The organism is Paenibacillus sp. HWE-109 (genome assembly GCF_022163125.1).
GTDB lineage: Bacteria > Bacillota > Bacilli > Paenibacillales > NBRC-103111 > Paenibacillus_E.
This window is the reverse complement of sequence record NZ_CP091881.1, coordinates 4,624,396-4,651,390: the sequence shown is the minus strand read 5'-3', so window position 1 is coordinate 4,651,390 and position 26,995 is coordinate 4,624,396. Positions and strand designations below refer to the sequence as shown.

The following is a 26,995-nucleotide window of genomic DNA, read 5'->3' as shown; positions in this document are numbered from 1 at the left end:
TAAACCTTAGACCCTCAGCCCGTTGCTGTGGGTCTCTTTTTTGCTATTCAACTAAAGGGCAGGATAACGCAACAAACCCTTTCCCATGAAAGATTGTTGGGTTATTCGAAATCTTCTTCCAGATAATCAGTGAAGTTGTAGGGAATATAATATCCCTTATCATCCATATCAGCAGTGGTTAAATGACACCGATGTTACAAAAATGTAACATCAATCTAAATAATGTTATTTGATTCGATGGTAGAGCATCTAATTTTCTTTTACTATGTTTAAAAAAAGAGATTGGATGGTGCTGAGTTTGGATATTTTAGAAATTAATTTATCATTGTTTAGGTTGGTTAATGACTTAGGAAAAGAATATCCCTTTTTGAATCCCACATTTATTTTTATTGCTGAATATATGGTTTTTTTACTTGCACTAAGTGTTCTTATTATTTGGTTTACAAGAGATGTGGACAATAGAATTATGATTCTTTGTGCATCAATCGCTTTCATTTGTGCCTTTACGGTAGGAAAGGTTTCAGGGGTATTTCACTCGAATTATCAACCTTTTGTTGAATTAAATGACGTTAATAAACTGATACATAAAGAAAAAGACAATTCTTTTCCAAGTGACCATACAATTTTATTCTTCTCATATTGTTTTTCATTCTGGCTCTTTAAGAGAGGTTGGTCAATTTTATGGGTATTGTTAGCAGTTCTAGTGGGAGTCTCCCGTATATGGGTTGGGGTTCATTATCCTTTAGATATTTTAACAGGAATATTAATTAGCCTAACTGCTGCAACTTCTATATATTTAATATTCCCTAAACTTAATGTTACTCAGGCCACCATAAAAATTTATGAAAAATATGAAAACAAGCTTCTTCTTCTGTTCAAAAGAACAATGAGAAACAAGTCAAAAAACTTTTAGATTTATTCAAAAATCAAGTGTTTCGTTTAGTAGTCGGGGTAGGAGGTTCGGGCTCGCGCCACATATACCTTTTTGGCGATGTCTGCCCCAACGACCAGTGATTTTTCGGTAATTCGTGGGACTATGCGAATAATGCTAACAATGAGATTGTGCAGCTGAGTAATGATTTAGTGAAATTTTTAAGTCAAAATGATATCAATCGTAAATACATATTCAATAATTTTTTATTAAAATATTGTGGCAATTATAATTTTTTCTCATTAAATTCTTCAAGGGCAGACTAAACTAACGGGAACGTTACTTCAATAAACTACAAATTGAGGCTGCCGCCGCGAAAGCGAGTGGCAGCCTCTTAAGCTATCGGGCAGGTTACCGAAGCACTGAAGCAGGTACGAGAAGAAGTTAGTACTGATACTCTAAACCCAAATATTATATATTTTATTAAAAGGAATTTGAGTGATTCGACTTGTTTTGGTAATTAGTATATTTATGAATTGCAGGTGTTATTATGATGTGGTTAAGGTATGTAACAACTAACTTTATAGTCTTGTTATGGTTTCCGAAATGCTTAGGTTTAAGTTTGGCTTTAATAATGATTTGTGCTTTTTTATGTGGTCCTCCCAAATTACACAATGTTATTCTAGTCATAGTTCTTTGGTTACTTTATGTAAGTACTGCAATTTATTTGAACTATTTATGTTTTAAAAATCTGAGGCATATACTTATTCCAATAAAGTCCATTCTACTACTGTTAGGAATGGCATTGTATTTATGGAGTGCATTAATCTAACGGGCATAGAAAACCACCCTATAGCAGACTTCGGTTGAACCAGAATGGTTATCCGATATCTCGACTAAAGGGTGCTTTTAGTAAATGGGGAAATCTGTTATTCTTGCGCTTTGGATTCGTCTTGTTTCTCTGCGATAAATCCATTGATGCTCTCTTTGCGGCGAGCATTTTTGGATTCGATGCTTTCTTTGTCTACAGCAGAAATTTCATCCGCATGTTCATCCAAGTAATCCTCAGCTTCGTTTAGATTTGCCATTGTATTATCGATGGCATTCTGAATACGTGCTGGGTTATCTTCGCGATTGTCTGGCTTAGCCATAGTAGTTCCCTCCCTTTGTTGCGATAGATTAACATCCTGTTATACGATTCCAAATGATCAATCATATTATTCATTCAGACAAAAAAACGGCTACGTCGAGGATGAAGGCGTTTATATATTCAGAAAATGACACTCACTTTGTGAAATTAAGCTTAAGCTAACGGGACACTATAGCTTAATAATACACCAGGAAGGCAGTTGATCATGATCGGCTGCCTTTTCAATGTTAACGGGAGTAATGAGGAACAATTTTATTGACATTCTATTTGATACGGGAGTATAATTTTACCAATTTATGGTTGTTTATAGATGGTGAGGGGGATTTCGGAATGATGGAACATACAGTAGCCAACAGATTAAAAGCTTTAGGAATTGTTTTGCCAAATGCGAGCGAACCTGCTGCAAAATATGCAAACTTCGTTAATGTGAAGGGGCTATTATTTGTTTCAGGTTAGTATGCTAATGAAGAAATGAGGACCTGCTTTATTGAAAAAGAAGACCTTATTTTTGTTTACAATTGGTGAATCAAAATCTGGTTATCATGATGGTATTGGAAATGGTAATTTGCAATGATAGTGCTCTGTGACTGTAAATGCCATTTTTGGTATGAAGGACAAGGAAGAGTAAGCGGAGTGAATTGGTACATCTTTTACCTAGATGAGAAATCATCAGGATGGTCTATAGTTAGTTCTGGTAGCGGTCCCTAATGCGAATCTTTGATATGGCTCAAATTTGAACTAAACGCAGAACTTTAGCTTAATAAACAACTACGACGCGATAGCTGGCTTGGATCGGCAGCCGCGTTATGCTAACGGTCTGGAAAATTAGAACATATAACCAATATCAGAAGGTGATAAATAGGTGAAGATAGATATAGAGTCTCTAACCCAAATAATTAATGACTGGGATCCTGTTGGTCTTTTAGCAGGAGGTGCTCCAGAAAACGAGTATAGCTTTGAAATAGGAGAAATCTTTCAAAAATCCGCGACGTGCAAGTCAGAAACAGACTTAGCGATACTAATTTACAGAGTGTTCAACTACAAAATGGGAGTAAAATTAAATCAGCTTACTTGCTTGAAGCAGGCATTTAAAATAGCTGAACACGGAATATAACAGACAGCCATAAATGATTCAACTCTATCGAGAAATAGTGGAGGAGCTTGCCGCGATTCAGCTTCTTTTTCATTGGATTAACGTGCGGATTAACGTGATAATCCTTTTGGAAATAAGGAGGAAATCAAACGTATTTCACGAATAATTGTTTGAGTTTGTAGTGAATAAGAGCATTTAGCCTCTACCACTTTTAAGTAATCGAACTGAGGTTTCTCTTAGGGGATTACTATGGAAAAAGACTGCTAATTAAATTAAGGACAGGTAATGGTCTTGATAAAAGTAGAGTTGATGAGATTTGTGCAGTATTAAGTCAATTAGCCATTGAGTGGAAAAACGATGATAAGATATCGAAAGAGGCAGTCTTTATTTATATAGATCCAGTTATGAATGCAACTTTGAATCAATATTCCAAGAAACAGCAAGAAGATATTTTAGTTGCACTTGATACAATAATGCAATGTGTTAGACAATGATGATTTACCATCGATCTATTTATATCAAATAGATCGATGGTAAATCATTTTTCAATATTGTCTTGGATTGTGGAACACGAACCCAATTTGGGCTATCGTGTTCCTTTTTTGTTTTAGGATGCACGGAGGCTACATTAACCCAAAACAGGATTCATTCCGAGTATGCATAATAAATATTTATACAAAGTTATATTTGCCGATAGTCCACTAATTTAGACGCCACACAATGGTCATGTTTCGTAACTTGCCATTACGAGACTAGCTTATCGAGTGCTCGCCACATAATTGAAAATAGGATCTCTTAACTGAAACTCGTATGTTAAACCATCTACAATTCCTACAACGCGGTCGCTGTCATACAAGTCAAGCAGGAATCCAGCCATTTCCTTCGCGGTATGAAACCTCGGCACAGTCCCGTGATATTCGAATTCGGAGATATCCAAAGAACGCTTCGCGAATTCTGTTTCTGTTGCAGCAGGTGCTAACACTTTAGCCTGCATAAGTGCACCTTGTCTGTTTAACTCATGAGAGAGTCCTTCCGTAAAGGCACTCACATAGAACTTAGTTGCGCAGTACGTAATGGCATTTCCCACAATCGTATAGCCGCCACCGGATGAAACGTTGATTAATTGTGTTCCTTCAACATTGGAATAGTCACGAACGAAAAGAGAGGAAAGTATCGTCAACGATTCAATGTTCAGATGCAGCATGGCAGAAATTTTATCTAAATCTTGCTGGGCCACTGAAGCAAAATTGCCAAAACCCGCATTGTTGATCCAAGTTTCAATTTGGAACTCTTGTAGACCTTCATATAGCTTATAAGCATTCTCGGAAACGGATAAGTCAGTCGCTCGAATGACGACATCTACTTCGGGGTAGATCCGTGCGATTTCAGACTTTAAATCCTCCAGCTGTTCCTTTCTGCGGGCTGAAACAATTAAGTTTTTGCCGCGAGCTGCAAAAGCTAGAGCGGTTTCATAACCTATGCCTGAACTGGCGCCTGTAACTACCGTATATTTCATATGATTTCCTCCCGTTTTCTACACGAATGTATGGTAAACCAACAATGGTTTGATTATACAGGTTAGAGTTTACTCTAAGTCAAATGTTTTTTATAATAATGGAGGACTCTTAAAATTAACATAGATTCGGGGGCTTGTATGTATACGATCAGCGATGTAGCCAAATTATTGGGGATAACCGCACATACACTGAGATATTATGAAAAGGAAGAGATTATTGCTCCGATACGTAATGCGAATGGAGAAAGAGTATACGATGACGCCAATCTTGCATGGCTGCGATTTGTGATGAGGTTGAAACAAACCCAAATGCCGATCTCACAAATCAGAAAATATGCGCAGTTATATTTAGAAGGAGAGCATACGGCCCAAGACCGATTGAACCTTCTCGAAGATCATAGAAACTCTGTTCAGAGTCAAATCAGAAACTTAACAGCCACAGAGAAGGTGCTGAAGGACAAAATTGCAACCTACAAAAATTTCATTACTAAAGGGGCAGGCATTCGCTAAGCAGACGACATAAAGAGTGATCCAAGTAGTCTTGATGCATTCGAGGTGATGCAGAACACCATGGGCGAAACTTACATCAAAGTCACCACCGAAAAAGAGCGGTATGGATTCAACACCCAATTATTCGAAATAAAATTTCATTATAAAATATTAATTTAAAATAAAGTAACAAAATTTGAAGGAATCTGTCGAATCGCGGCGAATCATTAAACCAACTAATTACGTATGTCTTATTTTTCCACAGAGTTGGGAGGCATGCCAATAGAAACTAATGGTGGGTGAGCGACTTGAAAGATGTCCTAAAGAAGTTTATTTCTACATTCAAACAGCTTGAAAATCCGGCGAAATCGGTAGGGATGAAGCTGTTCCTGATGTTTTTCGCCAGCATCTTGTTTTTCGTCATGGTTGTTGGTGCCATTTCTTACTTCGTTTCGAAAGACGTGATTAAGAACAATATGGCTGATTCCAGTCTACAGACGGTAACGCAAGCGGGGCAAAAGCTTGATTTCCTCTATCAAACTTTTGAAGATTTGACCCTGCAAGTGATGTACAATGATGATTTGCAGAAGCTATTGGAAAAATTGGCAAAACTCGATCCCCTATCGTACAACGCTGCGGAGACTAGTCGTCAACTAACGGAAAAATTGAATTTTGTCGCATTTTCCAACAAAGTCATCAAAACACTTCGCATTTACAGTTCGGATGGCAAACTCCTTGTCGGGACAGGTGGTGGAGGCTATGAATCCGATGCGAGTGTTAGTGATGCCGCTTGGTTCAAGCAGATTAACGAAGCAGGTGGTAAAGCGGCTTGGCTTGATAGTAAAGCAAAAGGATATTCGAGTGATTCCACCAGCACATTCGGGATTGGACGCATCATTAGTAACGCAACATCAGCCGTAATGATCGTAGAGTTTAGCACGGATATTTTGAAAACCGAATTAGGTACAATGACGCTGGGTGAGAACAGCTCCGTTGTCATTACGAATAGCAGCAACACAAACATCGCGACACCTGATATGACTGAAATAGAAAAAACAGCTGACATCCAGCTGACGAAAGAGCAGCTTGAAGAGGAACAAAATTCGTTTACGACGAAAGATGATCATCTAGTTGCTTATTATAGGTCGCAGGTTTCCGGCTGGAATCTGATCGGAGACGTTCCAGTAAGCTCTATGGTCAAAAAGGCTAAAAAGATTTTCAACTATACGCTGATCGTTGCGTTTTTTGCAGCTATTGCAGCTCTTATGATTGGTCTGTTCGTTGTGCGCATGATCGGAAAACCGTTGATTCATTTGCGTAACCTCATGCAGCAAGGGGCTATGGGCAAGCTTACTGTACGCTCGAATTACACAATGAAGGATGAAATCGGTCAATTAGGCACTAGCTTCGATATCATGATGGAGAAAATCACGTTATTAGTTCAACAAACGAGCACTTCTGCCCAGCAAGTACTCGAAACGGCGGCTGAACTGACGAATTCCTCCAAAACAACAGCAAATGCTGCCCGAGAAATTGCACTCGCTACCGAAGAAATATCAGGTGGCGCCGCCGGTTTGGCCACAGAGTCAGAACGCGGTAATGAGCTGACGCATCATATTGGCCTGCAAATGAAAACCGTGATTGAGGCGAACTTTGAAATGGGCACAGCAGCAACGGATGTTCAAAGTTCTAGTGAACTAGGCACGAAGTACATGGCTGAACTTATTGATAAAACGAGTCTGACGGAAGAAATGATCCGCTCCATGGTGAATAAGGTCGATAACTTAAAAGACAGCACAAGTTCGATCCGCCAAATTCTTGATGTACTGAACAATATGACGAAGCAGACGAATATCTTATCCCTAAATGCTACAATTGAAGCCGCACGTGCGGGTACAGCCGGTAAAGGATTCATGGTTGTTGCTGATGAAATTCGTAAACTTGCGGATCAATCGAAGCAGTCTATCTATGTCGTTGGCCAAATTACAGAAAAAATTCAAGTTGAAATCAACGAGACGGTGAAAGTGCTGTCCACAGCAACACCGATCTTCAAACAACAAATTCAAGCGGTGAAAGAAGCGGATACCATTTTCAAACAAGTCACGGCACACATGGGTGGCTTTATCGTACAACTCAGCACAGTCAGCGATTCCATTAGTACGCTGGAGCAGTCGCAAGAAGTATTATCCGATGCGATGATGAACGTCAGCGCAGTTGCCGAGGAGTCACTTGCTACCTCCCAAGAGGTAGCTTCCTTAAGCACAGAACAGCTCAGCATTAGCAATGGCTTGGTCAAACTGTCGGAACAGCTGGACCAACTATCCAATTCGCTTAACGAGACGTTATCTAAATTCGAAGTTTAAGTATTTCATTATGGTGAGCGGAATTATCATTTAAACTACTTTACGATTAATTATCGTAAGGTAGTTTTCTTTTTATCCTCAAGGTAGTAATCAAAAGAATCGTAGCTGTGTAATTAAGCATTCGGGAAGGAAGTTGATTTATTCTTGTTAAAGTGAGCAAATAAATTTACAATGTGACAGGGATTGATACATCATTCAAACTAAATGTGGGAACCTATGTATAATCGGTAAAGGAGTTAGTCATGGAGACGTATTGCAAGTTATTAATTGTTGATGATGAGATGTTGGTGCGTCAAGGAATCAGGCATCTTCTCGATTGGGAAAGCGAAGGCTTCCACATTGTTGGCGAGGCTTCTAACGGTAAGGATGCGCTTGAGATGGTTAAATTATTCCAACCTAACATGATTCTGACGGATATTGTTATGCCGGTTATGAGTGGGGAAGAATTGGTAAGAGTTGTGAAGGGACTATATCCGGAAATTGAAATTGTGGTACTCAGCAGCTACGGTGAATTTGAGTATGTGCGCTCTACATTTCAGCACGGTGTAGCCGATTATTTATTAAAGCCAAAATTGGATGCGAATTCGCTGCTAGCCGTTTTAAAAAAGACCGTTCAGGGAATGCCAGCCTTCCGACATATGGACTTTACGAATGAAAAAGGACAGTCCGTCGACTATGTGCTGGACAGGTTGATTTCGGGTTATGCCATGGAGCTTGAGGGTGCGGAGATCAACACTCATTTGCCATATCCTTATTTCGTTTTATTAGTTGTAGATATGCAAGATAGCACATCCTCGATGAAAAGAAATGAGGAATGGATCGAGGCATTTCTAAAAGGAATGGTTCAGGATGTTAAGCAGCCTGTTGTCGTTCACCGTCTTTCACTTCAAGATAGCCACATCCGTTTTTTGCTGAATACAGCGGATGCTGGCAGAGTGGATGCCATCCATTTGGCTGAGCAATTGGTGGAATCGGGTGTGAGAGCGGGCTTATCCTTCTATGCAGCACTCAGCAAAAATTTCACGCAAATCCAAGAACTTCATGAAATTTATACGCATGATATTCTCAAAGTGTTGGATCACCGGTTCTTTTTATCGGATCAACAACTGTTCTTTGCTGATGAATTGGTGGAAGTGGTCGGCAATGGCGAAACGTTTGATTCGGAGGCGTTTACCGCGGAGCTGAATCATCAAGAATTTCATTTAGCTTTTCAACGTCTCAGCCGATATGTCGACTCCATGCCTGATAGGCTTGATACGGACATGTTTGAGTTTAAATCTTTTTTAGGACACAGCCTATTCAATATTATTGTCACGCTGCTGCATTTTCACTTTGAGGCTCGCACGCTTGATGAAGCGAAGTATGAGTATTTTCGTGCCATTCATGAGGCCAAACATATTGGGGAAGTGCGCGCTCTTTTAGCCAAGTTTCTGAATGAGGCAACTGACTGTGTAACAGGAAATAAAACAAATGCTCCGGGTATACAAAAGATTTTGATGTATTTGGATGAACATTTTGCTGAACCGCTTACGTTGACTGAAGTAGCCAAACAGTTTCATTTCAACCCTTCGTATTTGTCCAATTATTTTACCATTCATAATAAAGAAGGTTTCAATGAGTATTTGAATCGTATTCGGATTGAACATGCTTGTGAATTATTAAGGGATAGCGCGCATTTTACAATTTCAGAAATTAGCTCTCTTGTTGGATATTCCGATCATAGTTACTTCACGAAAGTATTTCGTAAACTGATGGGAACTTCACCTAGCCATTATCGAAAAAAATAAAGACGAAAGGAATCAAGCATATGAGGGTATGGCTAAGAAGGATCTCTGATCAAAGTTTGTTTAGTAAATTGTTTCTAGTTATGGTTCTTAGCATAATTACGGTTACGGTGGCCACTTCCTGGGTTACCGTGCAAATGTCGGAGGAGCTTTTTGTTAAGACATTCAGTATCACGAATTCCAAAATCATTGAGCAAATCAAAAGCGGTCTTGAATCCATTCATTATTCTAATGTAAATATTATCATTAACACCGCGCAAAGTGGCGCGATTAAGCGTTTTTTGACCGAAAGAGATGTCGATTCGGAAACCAACTCCGTAGTGACATTTGACATGAGCGAGCAGATGAAGCGAATCCAGTCGGGTATTGGGGCTAAGAGCATTGGGATGATCATTTCGGGTATAAATGGAAAAAACTACACGAGATACAATACCTACTGGTCGGGTACTTCGGCGGATTTAGAACGAAATCCCATTACACAGGAGTCGCGGAACCAGCCGGGACGCTTGTTGTATAGCTATTTGGGTGAAGGGACGCCAGGTTCTGGGGATCAAGGAGTAGTAGCCGCCAAAACGATGACTGATCCTGTTAGCAAAGAGTGGTATGGGACGCTTTATATCATCATGAAAGAAAGTGTTTTAAGATCGTTTTACGCAAGTTTTACAAGTGATGGGAATGACGTGATGATCTTGGATCGTCAAGGTCTAATCGTTTCCAGCAATCGAGCCGAGTTGATCGGGACAACTTCGAAAGAGCTTTTAGATAGTGCTCAGAAGATTCGGCAAAATGGGCTGGCAAAGGATGAAATGAAGATGGCCGATAAGGATGTCATTGTATTGGCTGATGATTTGGCTTTGTACGATTTCTACATTATGAATGTCATTGATAAGAAGGTGACACTCGGTCAAATGCTTAACAGGAAATCGATTTTCTTCCTTGTTGCGGGAATCGTGGCTATTGCTGTGCTCGTTGTGTATGTGATCACGCGGAGGTTGATGCTCTCGTTAAGAAGGCTTGTTAAGCAAATGTCTACGGTCACGAAAACGAATTTTAACAATTATATGGCGGTTACGGGCACCTATGAGACAAGGGAGCTTAGTCGCTCCTTCAATTTTATGCTCGACGAGTTGAACGACTATATCTCCCAGCTTGTTGATACGCAGAAGGAGCAGCGCAAGGCAGAATTAGCTGCGCTGCAGCAGCAGATTAACCCGCATTTTCTATATAATACGCTGGCTTCCGTTAACATCCTCGTTCAGCGAGGGAGCCAAGAGTCCGCCACGCAAACGATTCATGCACTCATTTCTCTCCTGCAGAATACCATCAGCAATGTCAATGAAACGATTCCCGTTGTGCAAGAGTTAGTGAATTTAAAGCATTATGTGTTCATTAATCAGATTCGCTATGGCCAAGGCATTAAAGTCGATTATTTTGTTTCACCGGACTGTATGCCTGCGCAAGTACCTAAGTTGATGCTGCAACCTTTCATCGAGAATGCTTTTTTTCATGCTTTTAATAAGAAAGGCACTGGATATATTTACGTCATCATCACGAAAGAGAAAGATACGCTGCTTTGTGAAGTGGTTGACAATGGGGATGGCATGGAACTTACGAACGTAGCGGATGAGATACCGAATCCCACAAGTGCGAGGCAATTGTTCACAGGGATTGGGATTCGCAATGTGAATGATCGCTTGGTTCTTTTGTACGGAGAACAGTATGGGGTAACTATAACTAGCACCTTAGGACAAGGGACGAAAATATCTATATGCCTTCCATGGCGCACAGAACAGTAAACGTAGAAGAATAAAAATCTAAAAATAATGCAAAATATAAAAATATTACAAATGACAGGTAGAGGAAGGGATATCAGATACAATAAAAACGCTAATTTCAGTAAATTTCGTTCTAACAAGACGATTTGCCCAAATGATATTATCTATAAGTAAGCACTTACAAATTCAAATCATCAAGGGGGACCACATGAAGAAGACAATTTCAACGGTTTTACTTGCAAGTTTTTTGCTTTTGACGGCATGTTCAAGTAATTCGTCTGACACATCATCAACGACCACTCCTAGCGGCGGTGCGAAGAGCACGAGCAAGGAAATTACAGTTTGGGCTTGGGATAAGAACTTTAATATTGCAGCAATGAACCTAGCGAAAGATGCCTATGCCAAGGATCATCCTGATGTGAAAATCAATGTTGTTGAATATGCGCAAGATGACATTATTCAAAAGATGAATACGGGTTTGAACTCCGGTTCAAAGTCAGGTCTGCCGAATGTTGTATTGATTGAAGATTACCGTGCACAAGGCTTTTTAAAAACATACCCAGATGCATTTGCAGATATGTCCGCATCCATTAAGGCTTCGGATTTCGCTGAATACAAGTTGGGTCCAACAAGTTTGAACGGCAAACAATACGGTGTGCCATTTGATTCCGGCGTAACAGGACTATATGTGCGCAGAGATTATTTGGAACAAGCAGGATATAAGGTCGATGATCTGAAAAATATAGACTGGCAGAAATTCATTGAAGTCGGTAAAGCTGTTAAAGCAAAAACAGGTAAAGATTTGCTGACGCAGGATCCCAATGATCTTGGTTTAATTCGTATGATGATTCAATCTGCTGGCGCTTGGTATCTGAAAAGTGATGGCACCACGCCGGACCTCAAAGACAACGCAGTATTGAAAGAAGCTTTCGAGACATACAAAGAAATCATGAACGCAAATATTGTGAAAATTAACTCGGATTGGAACTCCTTCCTTGCTGGTTTCAACAGCGGTGCTGTCGTCTCTGTTCCAACAGGTAACTGGATTACGCCATCCATTAAATCACAAGCGGATCAATCCGGTAAATGGGCAGTTGTTCCTTTTCCTAAGTTGAAAAACACAGCCAGTTCTGTTAACGCATCAAACCTTGGGGGAAGCTCCTGGTATGTATTGAACAGTGATGGTAAAGATGCGGCTGCTGATTTCCTTGCAAAAACGCTTGGTTCTGATGTGAATTTGTATCAAAAATTAGTTACAGACGTAGGGGTTGTTGGTACTTATAAACCTGCTGCGCAAGGTGAAGCCTATACGAAAGCCGACGATTTCTTCGGAGGTCAAAAGGTGATTTCTGATTTCGCAACATGGACGGCTCAAATTCCAAAAGTCAACTATGGTCTGCATACGTATGCGATTGAAGATATTCTCAAAGTTGAGATGCAAAACTACCTGAAGGGCAAAGACATCGCCAAAGTATTCAGTGATGCACAATCCCAAGCAGAATCCCAACTTAAATAAGTTTCTCTTCCCATTAACCTTATGAACGCTGACCTCTGAATTGCGAAATATGCAAAGAAGAGGACAGCGTTTCAATTTTTAATCGCTATGAATAGGAAGGATTTGGAGCTAATGAACTACTCGATACGTAGCCGTGCAAAGCTTACGGGATGGCTGTTTATCGCTATTGCCGTATTAATGATATGTTTGTTTTACTTTTATCCTATGATTCAGGCATTGCTGCTTTCCTTTAAAACTGGTGCGGGGGCTAATCTGCATTTCAACGGGATCAGCAACTATAAGCGGCTCTTCAGCGATAAGACATTCATTACAGCTGTTAAGAATACGTTTATCTATTTGATTATTCAGGTGCCGGTCATGATTATTCTGTCCATGATGATTTCCGTCTTGTTGAATGACAGTAAGCTTCGTTTCAAAGGTTTTTTCCGTACAGCTATTTTCTTACCTTGCGTGACTTCACTTGTTGCCTACTCCGTTGTTTTCAAATACTTGTTTGGCAACGATGGTTTGATTAATATGGCTTTAATTAAGATTCACTTGATTGGACAGCCGATTGCATGGATTTCCGATCCTTTCTGGGCGAAAATTACGATTATCCTTGCCATTACATGGCGCTGGACAGGATATAATATGATTTTTTTCCTTTCCGCATTGCAAAATATTGATAGCTCTATTTATGAAGCAGCCCGTATTGATGGAGCTTCTCCGATCAAACAGTTTTTCTTTATTACGTTTCCAATGCTTAAGCCAATTGTTCTCTTCACGTCCATTACCTCGACGATTGGTACGTTGCAATTGTTCGATGAGATTATGAATATTACGAAGGGTGGCCCAGGGAATGCTACTCTCTCCATATCGCAGTACATCTACAATCTTTCCTTTAAATACACACCTGATTTTGGCTATGCGGCAACGGTTTCCTATTCGGTTGTAGTCATGATCATTGTGTTATCTGTCCTTCAAATCAAATTGGCAGGTGATAAAAAATGATAGCTTTAAGACGTACAATTATCTACCTCTTCCTTGCTGCTGTGGCTGTAATATCCATTTTTCCATTCCTGTGGATGGTCATTAGTTCCACGAATCTGTCTGTGGACGTTACGCAGGGCCGAATGTTACCAGGGTCGCATTTCATGGACAACTTTCATAAATTAACAGATTCCATTAATCTCGTTCCCGCACTTTGGAATTCATTGAAGATCTCGTTAACTACAACCATTTTGGCTTTATTGGTTGCTTCGCTGGCTGGCTATGCTTTTGAAATCTATCAGAGCAAAGCCAAAGATATCGTGTTTAATTTACTGCTTGTCTCCATGATGATTCCGTTCGCGGCGTTGATGGTTCCGCTTTACCAGATGTTTTCCAGCATTTCGCGTACGGTTCCATTAATCGGGATCAACACGATGAACGCGGTCGTCCTTCCGACATTCACGACAGCGTTTCTCATTTTCTTCTTCCGTCAAAGCACGAAAATGTTTGCGAAGGAGCTTCTGGAAGCTGGGCGTATTGATGGACTGACGGAATTAGGACTGTTTTTCCGTATATATATGCCGACTATGAAAACAACGTATTCAGCTGCTGCTATCATTACGTTTATGTCTAGTTGGAACAATTACTTGTGGCCGCTTATTGTCTTGCAAACACCGGAGAAACGAACGATTCCTTTGTTGATTTCCAATTTGGGTTCGAGTTATTCACCGGATTTTGGGGTGATCATGACCGCTATTGTCATCTCAACACTGCCGACAGCGATCGTATTTTTCTTGATGCAAAAACAATTCGTTGCGGGCATGGTAGGATCTGTAAAATAATGTATAATTTGAAAGCCCTTCTTGGGTCTTATTTTTCGGGAGGCATAGATCAATGAAACATTCGGTACCAAGCCTTGATTGGCTTCAAGATGTAAATGTATTCAAAGTGAACAGACTGGAAGCCCATTCTGATCATCGTTACTATCATTCGATGGCGTCCGCGGAGGCGAGTGCGCCGATGGACATGCGGCATAGCTTGAACGGACGCTGGCAGTTCAGCTATGCGGTTAACCCCGCAAGTCGTGTGCAGTCTTTTTATCAGATGGATTATAACTGCAGCGCTTGGGAGCATATCCAGGTGCCTGGTCATATCCAGCTTCAAGGCTGGGGAGTCCCGCAATATGTCAACACGATGTATCCGTGGGATGGCGTAGAGGCGCTTCGTCCTCCGCACATTTCGCAAGAGCATAATCCTGTTGGCAGCTATGTAAAAAACTTTGAATTACCAGATACGATGATTGGTAAGCCCGTCTACATATCGTTTCAAGGCGTGGAATCGGCCTTCTACGTATGGCTTAACGGCGAATTTATCGGTTACAGTGAAGATAGCTTTACGCCTGCCGAGTTTGACTTAACCCCTCATATTCGTGAAGGAGAGAACAAGCTGGCTGTTGAGGTTTATCAGCGCAGCACAGGAAGCTGGCTGGAAGATCAGGATTTCTGGCGGATGTCGGGGATTTTCCGCGATGTGTATTTGTACACAGTACCTAAGGTGCATGTATGGGATATGCGTGTGAAGGCAGATTTGGACGATGCGTATGAGCAAGGACTTCTTGAGATTGAGCTCAAGCTTCGCAATGAACATATGGAAACCGTCCGTGCTAAACTTGAACTGAAGGATGCTGAGGGGAATGTTTGCCTCTCCGAAGAAGATGAATTCCGCGAGGGCAACCTGGTCTTCAACCTTTCAGCAGGTCCTGTTCAACCTTGGAGTGCAGAAAGCCCCTATTTATATGCCGCGTGTATCTCGATTTACGATGAGAGCGGAAATTTAATTGAAGCCATCGTTCAGAAGACAGGGTTTCGTCGTTTTGAGATGAAAGACAAGCTGATGTGCATCAATGGGAAACGCATTGTGTTCAAAGGCGTCAATCGACATGAATTTAACAGCCGCAGCGGACGAGCGATCACGAAGCAGGATATGCTGTGGGATATTCAAACGCTTAAGCGCAGCAACATTAATGCGGTGCGCACGTCACACTATCCCAATCAGACACTCTGGTACGAGCTTTGTGACGAGTACGGGGTCTATGTTATTGATGAAATGAATTTAGAGACGCATGGCTCATGGCAAAAGATGGGCGCTGTTGAACCTTCTTGGAATATCCCAGGCAACGATATGGGGTGGCAAGATATTGTCATGGATCGTGCGATTTCGATGGTGGAGCGGGATAAGAATCATCCTTCGATTCTCATTTGGTCTTGCGGCAATGAATCGTATGCCGGCCAAGTTATTCTCAATGTGTCCAACTATTTCCGCGAAACAGATCCTACGAGACTGGTTCATTACGAAGGTGTTTTCTACGACCGCAATTATGGGGCGACCAGCGACATGGAAAGCCGCATGTATGCGAAACCAGCGGATATTGAGGCGTATCTCAATAGTCAGCCGGATAAACCGTACATTAGCTGTGAATATATGCACGCTATGGGGAATTCCGTGGGAGGCCTTCATAAATATACGGAGCTTGAGAACCAATATCCAATGTATCAAGGCGGCTTTATTTGGGATTATATCGATCAGGCGATTGTGAAAAAAGACCGAAATGGCCGCGAGTTTTTGGCGTACGGCGGGGATTTCAAAGATCGTCCAACCGATTACAGCTTCTGCGGCAATGGTCTCGTCTTCGCAGATCGTCAAATCACGCCTAAAATGCAGGAAGTGAAATTCCTTTATCAAAATATCAAGCTGGAACCAACTCGAACTCATATTAACATTGTGAATGAAAATTTATTTGCGAATACAGATGATTTGGTGCTTGTCTACCGACTGTTCCATGAGGGAAAAGAAATTACCGCGGGGCAAGCCAATATCGAGGTCGAAGCTCAGAGCGAATTCAGTCTGCCAATAGAGCTGCCAAATGTAGAAGGAACGCCAGGTGAGTACTGCATTCACGCTTCGTTAGTTCTAAGAGAAGCCACGTTATGGGCTGATGCTGGATTTGAGACGACGTTTGGCGAAACGACGTTTGTGGTTGGGGCAAGCCGTCAGGTTGAGCAGCCTTCAGGCGAAGTCGTCGTCGTTGAAGGTGATGTCAACATGAGCGTGTCAGGCAAAGGTTTCATCGCCATTTTTTCGAAACAAGTAGGATCACTCGTTTCGTTGAAATACGAAGGTCGCGAAATGATCGCGACGCCGCCTGCTCCTTTATTTTGGCGGGCTACGACGGATAATGACAAAGGAACCGCAATGAGCTTTACGGCCGGTGCTTGGTATGCTGCAAGTTTGGCTCGCAAATGTGTCAAATGGGAATTGCAGCAAGAAAAGGGTTCAGCAACTGTCATTTTTGATTACAACTTCAGCATCAGCGCTGAAATTAGCGTTCGCATTGCATACACGGTACTAGCGAACGGAACGATTCGCGTAAATACGCTTTACAAGGGTGCCGCAGGTCTGCCGAATTTACCGATACTCGCTGTATCGTTCAAGATGTCTGCGGATTATAATCAATCCGAATGGTATGCGATGGGACCTGAAGAAAATTATATCGACCGCAAATTCGGTGCTCGTTTGGGCATATTTAGCCGTCAGGTGGACCAATTGCCTACGCCTTATCTGGTTCCACAGGAATCTGGCAATCGTACTGGCGTACGCCGTGTGAATATAACGGATGCGTCTGGGATTGGTTTATCGATTCAGTCTGACCCATTAGCACCTGTAGAGTGCAACTTGTCTCCGTATACGGCATTTGAACTTGAGCATGCGGAACATGCTTTTGAACTGCCGGAGGTTCATTATACCGTTGTGACCGTTGCTGGCAAACAGATGGGTGTTGGCGGGGATGATAGTTGGGGTGCACCTGTCCATGAGGAATATCAGATTCCTTCCCATCAAAAGCTTCAGTTTGAGTTCTTCTTGACAAGTCATAACGTACCTTCATAAGCTGATGAATTTGATAGTTGTGGTGCAAGAATAAAAGTGGATTGAATTTACCCAACAAACGAAGCTTGCTTTAAATAAACAAACAAATTCTGTAACAACAAAAACGGAGCGCCGCGGATTTGCGGACTCCGTTTTTTAATTATTTGTGGATTATCACATTTTTTATTCTAATGAACTGTAGGATGCTTATAGACCGGAAAATGGCTACTTTGGCGAGTTAATGAACTGGATTAACGCTATCGAGCAAATTTTAGGCGGAAAGGTGATCATTTGCTTGAAATAGGGCATCAGGAATTCATTAGAATTTCAGAATGAGTGATTTTGGCAGAATAAAGGGTATTGAGTTCGTTAGGGGGCTGTAGAAATGTTACAAGACCGTATCAAACAGGTCCGGCGTACTATTCGAGAGCGAACAGAAATTGGAACCGGAGAGCCAAATTCATTCCGTATATATTTTTTTGGCGGGCATATTGAACCGAGTGAGGTTATGTTGTAAGATTGGGTTAAGCGCTTAACTTGGTTGTCATCGATAGGATCAATATCATCCAATCAGGGACAACAATTTCATCCAAAACCATAGAAGAAAATGAATCTTGGGAAAATTGGTCGTCGATTTGTTAATTGAAGAGTTTCACGGGCTACAAAGCCCAGAGTCCGCGGATCAGCAGGATGATTCGGCTTTTTTTCATTTTCTGCAACCACTGTGCGCAGTTTGAACCTTTACCGGGTGTAAACGGTTAGGACTAGAACTTCGATTCAGCAGCACCACTACAAAACGATTAGATGAGAGAAGCAACATTGGAGGAGTAGTTTATGAAGTCTTTAGATACGATATATGTAGTCTTTAAAACGCACGTTGACCTCGGTTTTACCGACTTGCCGAGCAACATTGTCAAGCAGTACACGCAGGACATGGCCAAGGACGTTTTGACCATCTGTGAAGGAACGAAGCATTTTGAACCTGGACACCGCTTTGTATGGACGGTTCCTTCATGGGTTCTGGACGAGACGCTGATCCATGCCGAGGAAGGTATTCGGGAGCGGATCGAGCAATTGGTCATGGACGGACAGCTAAGCTGGCACGGTCTTCCTTTCACGACGCATACGGAGTTTTGCGGACTGGAAGAATGGATTCGTGGTCTCTACATGTCGGCGCGCCTCGGCAAGAAGTTCGGCAAGAAGGTTATTTCCGCCAAAATGACGGACGTGCCCGGCCACACCTGGATGCTGCCGTCACTGCTCAAAGGCGCGGGCATCGAGTTCCTGCACATCGGAGTCAACGCATGCTCGCAACCTGTGGAGGTGCCGCGGCTGTTCAATTGGGAAGGACCGGACGGCAAACAAGTGCTGACGTTCTATTCCAAAGGCGAGTACGGCACAAGTCTGCTGCCGCCGGACGACTGGGAGTATCCGGTTTGGATGGCGCTGCTGCAAACGCATGACAACATCGGGCCGCAGGACAGCAAGGTCGTGACCGAACTGCTTGAAACAGTGAAGGCGTCGTATCCAAATACGCGGGTGGTCATCGGCACGATGGACGACTTTGCTGCGGATTTCCTGAGCAGAGGCTACACCGATATTCCGGTCGTGCGCAAGGATTTAGCGGACACGTGGATACACGGGATCGGCTCGTATCCGCAGGAAGTGTCCGAGGTTCGAAGCTTGCGCAGCGAGACGACGACGCTGGAGGCCATGGCAGCGCTGCAACAATGGGAGCAGGGCGAAGCGACAGGCGCATTCGGCGCGGATATCGACAAGGCATACCGCGAATCGCTGCTGTTCGGCGAGCATACGTGGGGTCATGACGTGAAGCTGCTGCTGATTCCGGGACGGAACAGCATGCGGGCGTTTACGAAGGAAGATATTGCACGGGACCGGGAAACGTTCCCCGAAACCTATGACAAGATAGAGCTTTCTTGGGATGAGAAGCGCGCTTATGTCAAAATGGCTCGAGCGGCTGCCGAGCGCATCACACCGTTCCAAAGCGGTGCCCAGCAGGGTGAATCCCCAGTGATCGGGATTTTCAACCCGTCGTCTTGGGCAAGAACGAACGAGCTCGTTCGCCTCGACAATGTGTCCGGTGGTTGGCTGGTTGATCTGAACACCGGCGACAGCTTGCCGGTGCAAGCGTCCGGCGAAGTGCGGATTCCGCTGCTGGAGCCTTGCGGCTACCGCACGTATACCTATGAACCGCAGGCCGTGTATGGCGCAGACGAAGCCGCAGTGGCGATCGCCCGTACCGAGGACGGCAAGGCGGTGCTGGAAAATGCGCATTTGCGGATCGAAGTCGATGCCGCAAATGGCGAGATTCGCCGCCTGTTCGATAAGGTGCGCGGTAAGGATTGGGTAGCGTCCGGCCAAGCGTTTGGCGCTTATGAATACGATGTTTACGCCAAAGACGAAATTCTGCAATTCGTGAAGGATTACGCCTATGATTTGATGGACTGGTATGTAAACGATTTTGGCAAGCCGGGCTATCCGCGCATCGGGCACCAGCAATTCGGACTGAAGCTGGACAGTCTGGAAACGGCCAATGACGCTGCCGCCGGCACAATCCGCTTGACATTCAGCACGCCTGCGGCAAGCCGTACCGAGTTCGGCAATGCGCAAAGCGTCGTGATCTTGCTTAAGCTGGAGCCGGATCAGCCGTTCTTCGACTACACGCTGGAGCTGAACGACAAAGCGGCTACGGCTTTCGCCGAAGCAGGCTTCGTCGGCTTCCATCTGCAAGCCGGGGAGCCGGGCTACCGATTCCAGAAGCTGGGTGCTGTCGTAGACCCGACACAGGACATCGTTCGCGGCGCCAACCATCGCCTGCATTGCGGGGACGGCTGGGTCGATGTGACGGATGGCGGGGCAGGTCTAGCCGTCCTGGCGAAAGATACGCCTCTATTCTCCATCGGGGAGAAAGGTGTGCTCGCCTACAGCAAGTCGTATCAGCCTGAGCGGCCTTCGCTGTACTTCAACCTATTCAACAACCAGTGGGGTACGAACTTCCCGCAGTGGATGGCAGGCAGCTACACGTATAACTTCCGGATTGTCTTGCACCAGGGCGACTGGCAGCAAGGCGAGATCTGGAAGCAGCTCGAGCAGTGGAGCCACCCTGTGAAAACGGTACGCGGCTTCCAAGGAAGCGCTGCGCGTTCCTCGCTGCTGACAGAGGGCACCGAAGGCATCGTGCTGCTGGCATTCAAAGTGGCGGAAGACGGCAACAGCTATGTGCTGCGCCTGCAAAACGCCTGGAACGAGCCGCATCACGCAGAACTGGCGTTCGCTAGCGAATTGGCTTCGGCGCATGCCTGCAATTTGCTGGAAGAGCCGGAGGTGCAATTGGACGTCCGTACCGAGGCGGCGAGCCGTCTTGCGGTAAAACTCGCCCCGAAGGAAATCATAACGATCAAGCTGCAATTTATTGAACATATTAATAGAGGCTAGGGTGAGTGACTTGAGGCAGATCGAGAAGTATTGGGAAGATTTAAATGTGTTGGAAGTGAACAGGCTGGCGCCTAGGGCTTACTATATCCCTTACCGCGAAGCCGAAGCCGCTCTGGCGAAAACGAGAGGGAAATCGCCTTTCTTTCAGACGCTGAACGGAAACTGGAAATTCCGATACCATACGAGCGTTAGAGAGGTAGAGGAAGGCTTTTATCTGGAGGGTGCGGATGTCAGCACATGGGATGACTTGCTCGTCCCTTCCTGCTGGCAGGTGAACGGCTACGACCAACCTCAGTATACGAATATCAATTATCCGTTTCCATGCGATCCGCCATTTGTGCCGAATGCCAATCCGGCAGGAGCTTATGTCCGGGAATTCAACTTGGCGCCGCAATGGGACGGCAAAGCGAAGCGGGTCGTGTTCGAAGGCGTGAACTCCTGCTTCTACGTCTGGGTCAACGGCCAATTTGTCGGCTACAGCCAAGGCAGCCGGATGTCTGCCGAGTTCGATATTACATCGTTTGTCCAGCCTGGTAAAAACCGCATGGCCGTGCTGGTGCTCAAGTGGTGCGACGGCAGCTACATCGAGGATCAGGACGCCTGGAGATACTCCGGCATTTTCCGCGACGTATACCTGCTGGCTCGGGATGAAGCGCATATCCGGGACGTATTCAACAAGCAGGAGCTGTCCGCCGATTTCAGCCGCGCCGTGCTGCGCAGCGAAATTGAGACGGTGGGCGCATGCCAGGTGCAGGCTGAGCTTCGGGATGCGGCCGGCAACCCGGTGGCGAGCGGAACCGCGACGGTAGACGGCCAAGGCACGATCGAGCTGGCAGTCAACGATCCAGTGCTGTGGAACGCGGAGGCTCCGTACTTGTACCGATTGTTCGTGACGAGTGGCGAAGAAGTAATGCACTTCTCCGTCGGCTTCCGCCAAATCGACATCACGGACGGCGTTTTCCGCATTAACGGCAAGGCGATTAAGCTCAAGGGCGTCAACCGCCACGATTCGCATCCGGAGCTGGGGCAGACGATTCCGTACACCCATATGATTCAGGATTTGATGCTGATGAAAAAGCATAACATCAACACGATTCGGGAGGCGCATTATCCGAACGATCCGCGCTTCCTGGACTTGTGTGATACTTTCGGATTTTATGTGGTGGACGAAGCCGATCTGGAGTGCCACGGGCTCAGCACGGGCGGGGACGGCGGCAACGGAGCGGACATTCACGAGCTCACCCGGAACCCGGCGTGGGAGCGGGCTTTTGTAGACCGTGCGCAACGGCTCGTCGAACGGGATAAAAACCATCCGTCCGTCGTGATCTGGTCCATGGGCAACGAAGCCGGATACGATGTGAACCATATCGCGATGGCCCGGTGGACGAAAGGCCGGGACGCTTCCCGCCCCGTTCATTACGAAAGCGCAGCGCCTGTGTACAAAGGCCATCCGGATACTTCCTGTCTGGATATGGAAAGCCGCATGTACGCGTCGCCGCAGGAGATCGAAGCTTATGCCAGCGACGAAAACGCTGCGAAGCCGATGTTCCTATGCGAATATAGCCATGCGATGGGCAACAGCCCCGGCGATTTGCAGGAATATTGGGATGTCATTTACAAATATCCGAAGCTCATGGGCGGCTGTGTATGGGAATGGTGCGATCATTCCGTAATTACGCAAACGCCGGACGGCGTGCCGTTCTACGCGTACGGTGGCGACTTCGGAGACAAGCCGAACGACGGCAACTTCTGTATGGATGGCCTGGTCTACCCGGACCGCACGCCGCATACGGGCTTGCTCGAATTGAAGAAGGTGATTGCGCCGGTGCGGATCGAAGCCGACGATTTGAAGCAGGGCCGTATTCGTTTGACTAACCTGTACGATTTTATCGGCCTCTCGCATCTTTCCCTGTTCTGGAAAGTTGAGAAGGATGGCGAGACGGTACAGCAGGGCGAAATCACCGAACTTGCGGCAGGTCCTCATCAGACGCAGACGCTTACGCTGGACTACAGCTTCCCGGAAGCGGCGTATGAACGCTACTTCCTGACGCTGCTGCTGGAGCAGAAGCAAGAAACGTTCTGGTCGGCCAAAGGGCATGAGGTGACGTTCGAGCAGTTCGAACTGCCGGTTGCGAAGCTGGAAGCGGAGAAGCTGCTCCCAATCTATCCGATCCGTGTCATTCAGGAAAATGACTGCGTTGCGGTGGAAGGTTTCGACTTCGAGTATGTGTTCGATCTCATTGGCGGGGCGTTCGTCCGCATCTCCAAGCACGGCGTGCAGATGATCAGCGAGCCGACCAAGTTCGCGATCTGGCGAGCGCCGATGGACAACGACCGCAACGTGAAATCCCAGTGGCGGGAATATGGGTACGAACGCGCTCAAATCCACGTCTACGAAGCAAAGGTCGTGGAGACGGCCGACACATTTGTGAAAATTGAAGTTCGTTATTCGTTGGGCGGCTACCATAAGTACCCGATTTTGCACGGAACGGCGGTTTGGACCGTCGATGGCACTGGGGAAATTGCCCTGCATAACCAAGTGAAGGTGCGGGTGGATTATCCATTCCTGCCGCGCTACGGCTTACAGCTTACGATGCCGCAAGGCTACGAAACGGTCGAGTATTTCGGCAACGGCCCGCACGAATCGTATATCGACAAACGCCGAAGTGTCCGCAAGGGCAAGTATGCGGCGTCGGTTGATCAATTGTTTGAAAATTATTTGATGCCGCAAGAGAATGGCTCCCGCTACGGTACGGAGTGGCTGTTGGTCACGAATGCGCTCGGCATGGGTCTGAAAATCGACGGCGACCACGAATTTTCCTTTAATGCGGCGCACTATACGCCGGAGCAATTGGAAGAAGCCGGCCACCCGCACGAATTGACGAAGCGCAAAGAGACGATTCTCCATTTGGATTACAAAATGAGCGGTTCCGGCTCCAATTCCTGCGGCCCGGATCTGCTGCCGGCTTATCGTTTGGAAGAAAAAGAATTTGCATTTGCCATCCGGCTGCGGCCCGTTCTGACGGACAAGTAGCTTTTAGAACAGAGCGTTTTCCTGAACAAGCGATTTGACCGGGATTTTCAAGCCTGGGCAGGCGCTGACGCCGGGGCGCTCTCTTTTTTGTAAAAAGGGGGACCTGCCAATGAAGATGAACACAATGAAGCGGTTGTTTATGGTTCCGTTTCAGATGAGCATGCGGTACAAACTGATGATATTAATGGTGATTATCGCTATTTTACCTTTGACGACGGTGACTTTTTTTGCGACGCAGACGACCAAGCAGTCTTTAAGCTCGGAAATTATCCGTTCCAACGAATCGAGAATGAACTGGGCCGCTCAGTATTTTGACGAGAAGTTCAGCCAACTTCATTCGGTTGCCTATTCGCTCCTGCTGGACAACACTATTTTTCCAACGTCCGGCCGCGAAGGCGAAGGCGACATAAAGGGTCCTAATATGGGGAACTTTGATATTGAGGAGAAATTAAGGTCGCTGTATGTGGCTAACAATAACAACATCGTGCGGATTTCTTTGTATTTGAATGAAAAACAGCGCCTGTATGTAGTGGACAAAGACGCGGTACGCTTTACGGACAATCTGGACACGTCCATCGGCAACTGGGGGGAGATCGCCAAGACTCATCAGAGCGTCAATAAGGTTGTGAATGTGCCGCCGAACACGTTTATTTTAGCCCGCAGCATGAACCGTTTTGAGAATTTGCAAGTGTTGGGCGGTGTTTTGCTGGAAGTCCGGTGGAAAATGATGGGCAACGTCATGGACATGATTCACTCGGAAGCGAACAGTGAGGTGCTGATCGTGGATGCCCAAGGCAACACGATGTACAATCCGTATGGCACCAAAGTCTCAATGGACCCGGAGACGTTGACAAAGGCGATAGGGGACTCTGCGGAACCCGGGCACGTTCAGCTCAAGCAAGGCATTTTATTTTTCCAGCCTGCCGTCTCGGGTCAGATCTGGATCGTCAAGTTCGTCCCGATGAGCTACGTGACCGAGAGCGCCGCGACTACACTGAGCTTCAGCTTTTACACGGCGGTTGCTACGATCCTGGCAGCCATACTGCTCTCTGTGCTGATCGCTTACTTCACAACGAAGCCGATTATCCGGTTGACCAAGTCGATGAAAGCGGTCGAGCATCAAAATTTCAACGTCGGGCTCGATAATATTCGAAGCGATGAGATCGGGACGTTGGAGCGGCGGTTCAACTCGATGCTGCAGCGGATCAAGGAACTGATCCAGATTGAGTACAAAAGCAAAATCGAGACGCGCACTGCGCAAATCAAGGCGATGCAAGCGCAGATCAATCCGCATTTTCTATACAATACGCTGCAAGCGATCGGAGGCGTAGCCATTGACCGGAAAGTGCCGGAGATTTATGACTACCTTCGAGCGATCAGCGACTTGTTCCGGTATACGATCAAAATGCAGTCCGAACTGGTGACAATATTCGATGAAATGGAGCATGTCAGCAACTATCTGCATATCCAGAAGCTCCGTTTTCAGGACATGCTCGAATTTGAGCTCGATGTGGAAGAGGGCTGCGAAGACTATTGCATTACCAAATTCACGCTCCAGCCGCTTGTGGAGAATTGCTTCGTTCATGGGCTGGAAGGGATGATGAAGAGCGGCCGTGTCCTGATCAAAGTAGAGCGCGTGGTGGATGAGATTGAGATCAGCATCGAGGACAACGGTGTTGGGATCGAACCCGAGCGTCTCGAAGATATTCAGCGGCAGCTTGAACAAACGAATGATGAGCAGCTGCTGGGCGAAAGCATGGGAATTAACAACGTGAATTCACGAATCCGGCTTATTTTTGGGGAAGAGTTCGGATTGTTCGTCTCAAGCGTAGAAGGGGACGGGACGACGGTCAAAGTGATTATCCCGGCTATACGCAGGGGAGAGGAGCAACTGTAATGAAGGCTATTATTATCGACGACGAGTTTTGGATTCGGAACAGCATCCGGCATTTGGCGGACTGGGAGCGGTTTGGCATCGATCAGGTGATGGAAGCCGAGGACGGACTGAGCGGGCTGGAGATGGTGGAGCGGCTGCACCCGGAAATCGTCATCACGGATATGAAAATGAGAGGCATGGACGGAACGCGTCTGCTGCAAAAATTGACAGAGGAGTACCCGTATATCCGCAAAATCGTGATCAGCGGGTTCGATGAATTCTCCTATATGAAGCAAGCGATTTTGTCCAAGGTCGACGAATACTTGCTCAAGCCGATCAAACCGGAAGAGCTGAATCGCGCTTTGGAGAAGGCAGTCCGCGAGCTGCGGGCGACACAGGGCATCCACGCGGCCCAACCGCTGGACAAGCAACTGCTCAAGGTCGTTACGGAGACGAGAAGTGTGATCGTCAGGCACATTCATGAAATGAACCCGGAGGCGATCAAGAGCAGCTTCAAGCACCTGGAGGCGGCGCTGAAGGAGCACGAGCCCTTGAAACCGGGTGTCAGCAACTCGCTTTACAAGCAATTCATGCAATTGCTGGAGGAACAGGCGGACCTGCTTGGCAGCGAGTTGACGCCGAACGCCCAGTCGTGGGCTGCAACCTTTTTCGTATCGGACAATACGCCGCTCTCCGCCTGGATTACCGTCTTGTCCGATGCGTTCTCCGGCAGTCTGGAGGCGCTAATCTATCAGCGGAAAAATAAAGTCGGAGTCAAAATTGACGAGATTCGGCAGTTTATCGATTATTCCTACGCGGAACCTATCGGTCTTGGCACGATCGCCAGCCAGTTCTTCATCAGCCGGGAGCATCTGTCCCGTACGTTCAAGCAGGAAGTGGGCCAGACGTTGATGGATTACCTCGTCGCCAAACGGATCGAGAAAGCGTGCGAACTGCTGCAGGACCCGTCGGTCTCGATCAAGAATGCTGCGAAAGCTGTCGGGTATTCGGATATTACGTATTTTTATCGGATTTTCAAAAAAATAACAGGTGTGACGCCCATCCAGTTTCGACAAGGCAGCTAATTATCACAATGGTGAAAGCGATATCACAAAAGTCCAATTCAAAACGCTACTTCTGTTGAATGAATGGGGCCGCTTTCTTCTATATAATCAAGGA

General features: G+C 45.5%; 17 protein-coding genes. 15 read left to right on the top strand and 2 right to left on the bottom strand.

Going from position 1 to position 26,995, the window contains the following annotated elements; translation table 11 throughout:
* Positions 1 to 286 precede the first annotated feature (286 nt).
* Positions 287 to 913 carry an undecaprenyl-diphosphatase gene (locus LOZ80_RS19870; protein ID WP_283214677.1) on the top strand — a complete coding sequence of 209 codons (627 nt, stop codon included), beginning with the start codon at positions 287 to 289 and terminating at the stop codon, positions 911 to 913.
* A gap of 887 nt (positions 914 to 1,800) precedes the next feature.
* Here LOZ80_RS19870 and tlp read toward each other — a convergent pair.
* Positions 1,801 to 2,022, bottom strand: coding sequence for a small acid-soluble spore protein Tlp (gene tlp, locus LOZ80_RS19865; RefSeq protein ID WP_238166344.1), 222 nt, complete (start codon positions 2,020 to 2,022; stop codon positions 1,801 to 1,803).
* A 329-nt stretch (positions 2,023 to 2,351) separates the two neighbouring features.
* Between tlp and LOZ80_RS19860 the strand changes: the two genes are divergently transcribed.
* A complete protein-coding gene (locus tag LOZ80_RS19860; protein ID WP_337950968.1) occupies positions 2,352 to 2,477 on the top strand; it encodes a RidA family protein in 126 nt (41 codons plus the stop codon).
* Positions 2,478 to 2,883: 406 nt separating this feature from the next.
* Positions 2,884 to 3,135 (top strand): hypothetical protein, encoded by a 252-nt coding sequence (locus LOZ80_RS19855; RefSeq protein WP_238166343.1) that lies wholly within the window; start codon positions 2,884 to 2,886, stop codon positions 3,133 to 3,135.
* Positions 3,136 to 3,871: 736 nt separating this feature from the next.
* On the opposite strand, the gene LOZ80_RS19850 is transcribed toward LOZ80_RS19855, so the two are convergent.
* A complete protein-coding gene (locus LOZ80_RS19850; protein WP_238166342.1) occupies positions 3,872 to 4,630 on the bottom strand; it encodes an SDR family NAD(P)-dependent oxidoreductase in 759 nt (252 codons plus the stop codon).
* Between the two features lie 138 nt (positions 4,631 to 4,768).
* Between LOZ80_RS19850 and LOZ80_RS19845 the strand changes: the two genes are divergently transcribed.
* From LOZ80_RS19845 to LOZ80_RS19790, 12 genes are all read left to right on the top strand, one after another.
* The gene (locus tag LOZ80_RS19845) at positions 4,769 to 5,140 is read left to right on the top strand and encodes a MerR family transcriptional regulator (RefSeq protein WP_238166341.1); all 372 of its coding nucleotides are present in this window, start codon (positions 4,769 to 4,771) and stop codon (positions 5,138 to 5,140) included.
* A 287-nt stretch (positions 5,141 to 5,427) separates the two neighbouring features.
* Positions 5,428 to 7,482: a methyl-accepting chemotaxis protein gene (locus LOZ80_RS19840; protein ID WP_238166340.1), complete on the top strand. Its 2,055-nt coding sequence runs from the start codon at positions 5,428 to 5,430 to the stop codon at positions 7,480 to 7,482.
* 242 nt (positions 7,483 to 7,724) lie between these two features.
* Positions 7,725 to 9,269, top strand: coding sequence for a response regulator transcription factor (locus LOZ80_RS19835; protein ID WP_238166339.1), 1,545 nt, complete (start codon positions 7,725 to 7,727; stop codon positions 9,267 to 9,269).
* A 20-nt stretch (positions 9,270 to 9,289) separates the two neighbouring features.
* Entirely contained in the window at positions 9,290 to 11,062 is a 1,773-nt protein-coding gene (locus LOZ80_RS19830) for a sensor histidine kinase (protein WP_238166338.1), read from the top strand.
* Between the two features lie 187 nt (positions 11,063 to 11,249).
* A complete protein-coding gene (locus LOZ80_RS19825) occupies positions 11,250 to 12,557 on the top strand; it encodes an ABC transporter substrate-binding protein (protein WP_238166337.1) in 1,308 nt (435 codons plus the stop codon).
* A 111-nt stretch (positions 12,558 to 12,668) separates the two neighbouring features.
* Positions 12,669 to 13,547: a carbohydrate ABC transporter permease gene (locus tag LOZ80_RS19820; RefSeq protein ID WP_079412535.1), complete on the top strand. Its 879-nt coding sequence runs from the start codon at positions 12,669 to 12,671 to the stop codon at positions 13,545 to 13,547.
* Positions 13,544 to 14,368, top strand: a complete 825-nt coding sequence (locus tag LOZ80_RS19815) for a carbohydrate ABC transporter permease (protein ID WP_238166336.1) — start codon at positions 13,544 to 13,546, stop codon at positions 14,366 to 14,368. The genes LOZ80_RS19820 and LOZ80_RS19815 overlap by 4 nt, the downstream gene beginning before the upstream one ends.
* A gap of 52 nt (positions 14,369 to 14,420) precedes the next feature.
* The gene (locus LOZ80_RS19810) at positions 14,421 to 17,471 is read left to right on the top strand and encodes a beta-galactosidase, LacZ type (protein WP_238166335.1); all 3,051 of its coding nucleotides are present in this window, start codon (positions 14,421 to 14,423) and stop codon (positions 17,469 to 17,471) included.
* An 813-nt stretch (positions 17,472 to 18,284) separates the two neighbouring features.
* The gene (locus LOZ80_RS19805; RefSeq protein ID WP_238166334.1) at positions 18,285 to 20,906 is read left to right on the top strand and encodes a DUF5054 domain-containing protein; all 2,622 of its coding nucleotides are present in this window, start codon (positions 18,285 to 18,287) and stop codon (positions 20,904 to 20,906) included.
* Position 20,907: 1 nt separating this feature from the next.
* Positions 20,908 to 23,940 carry a glycoside hydrolase family 2 TIM barrel-domain containing protein gene (locus LOZ80_RS19800; protein ID WP_443146966.1) on the top strand — a complete coding sequence of 1,011 codons (3,033 nt, stop codon included), beginning with the start codon at positions 20,908 to 20,910 and terminating at the stop codon, positions 23,938 to 23,940.
* A gap of 109 nt (positions 23,941 to 24,049) precedes the next feature.
* Complete coding sequence (locus tag LOZ80_RS19795; RefSeq protein ID WP_238166332.1) at positions 24,050 to 25,837, top strand: sensor histidine kinase; 1,788 nt, start codon at positions 24,050 to 24,052, stop codon at positions 25,835 to 25,837.
* On the top strand, positions 25,837 to 26,901 hold the full coding sequence (locus LOZ80_RS19790; RefSeq protein WP_238166331.1) for a response regulator transcription factor: 1,065 nt from the start codon (positions 25,837 to 25,839) through the stop codon (positions 26,899 to 26,901). The genes LOZ80_RS19795 and LOZ80_RS19790 overlap by 1 nt, the downstream gene beginning before the upstream one ends.
* The last annotated feature ends 94 nt before the right edge of the window (positions 26,902 to 26,995 follow it).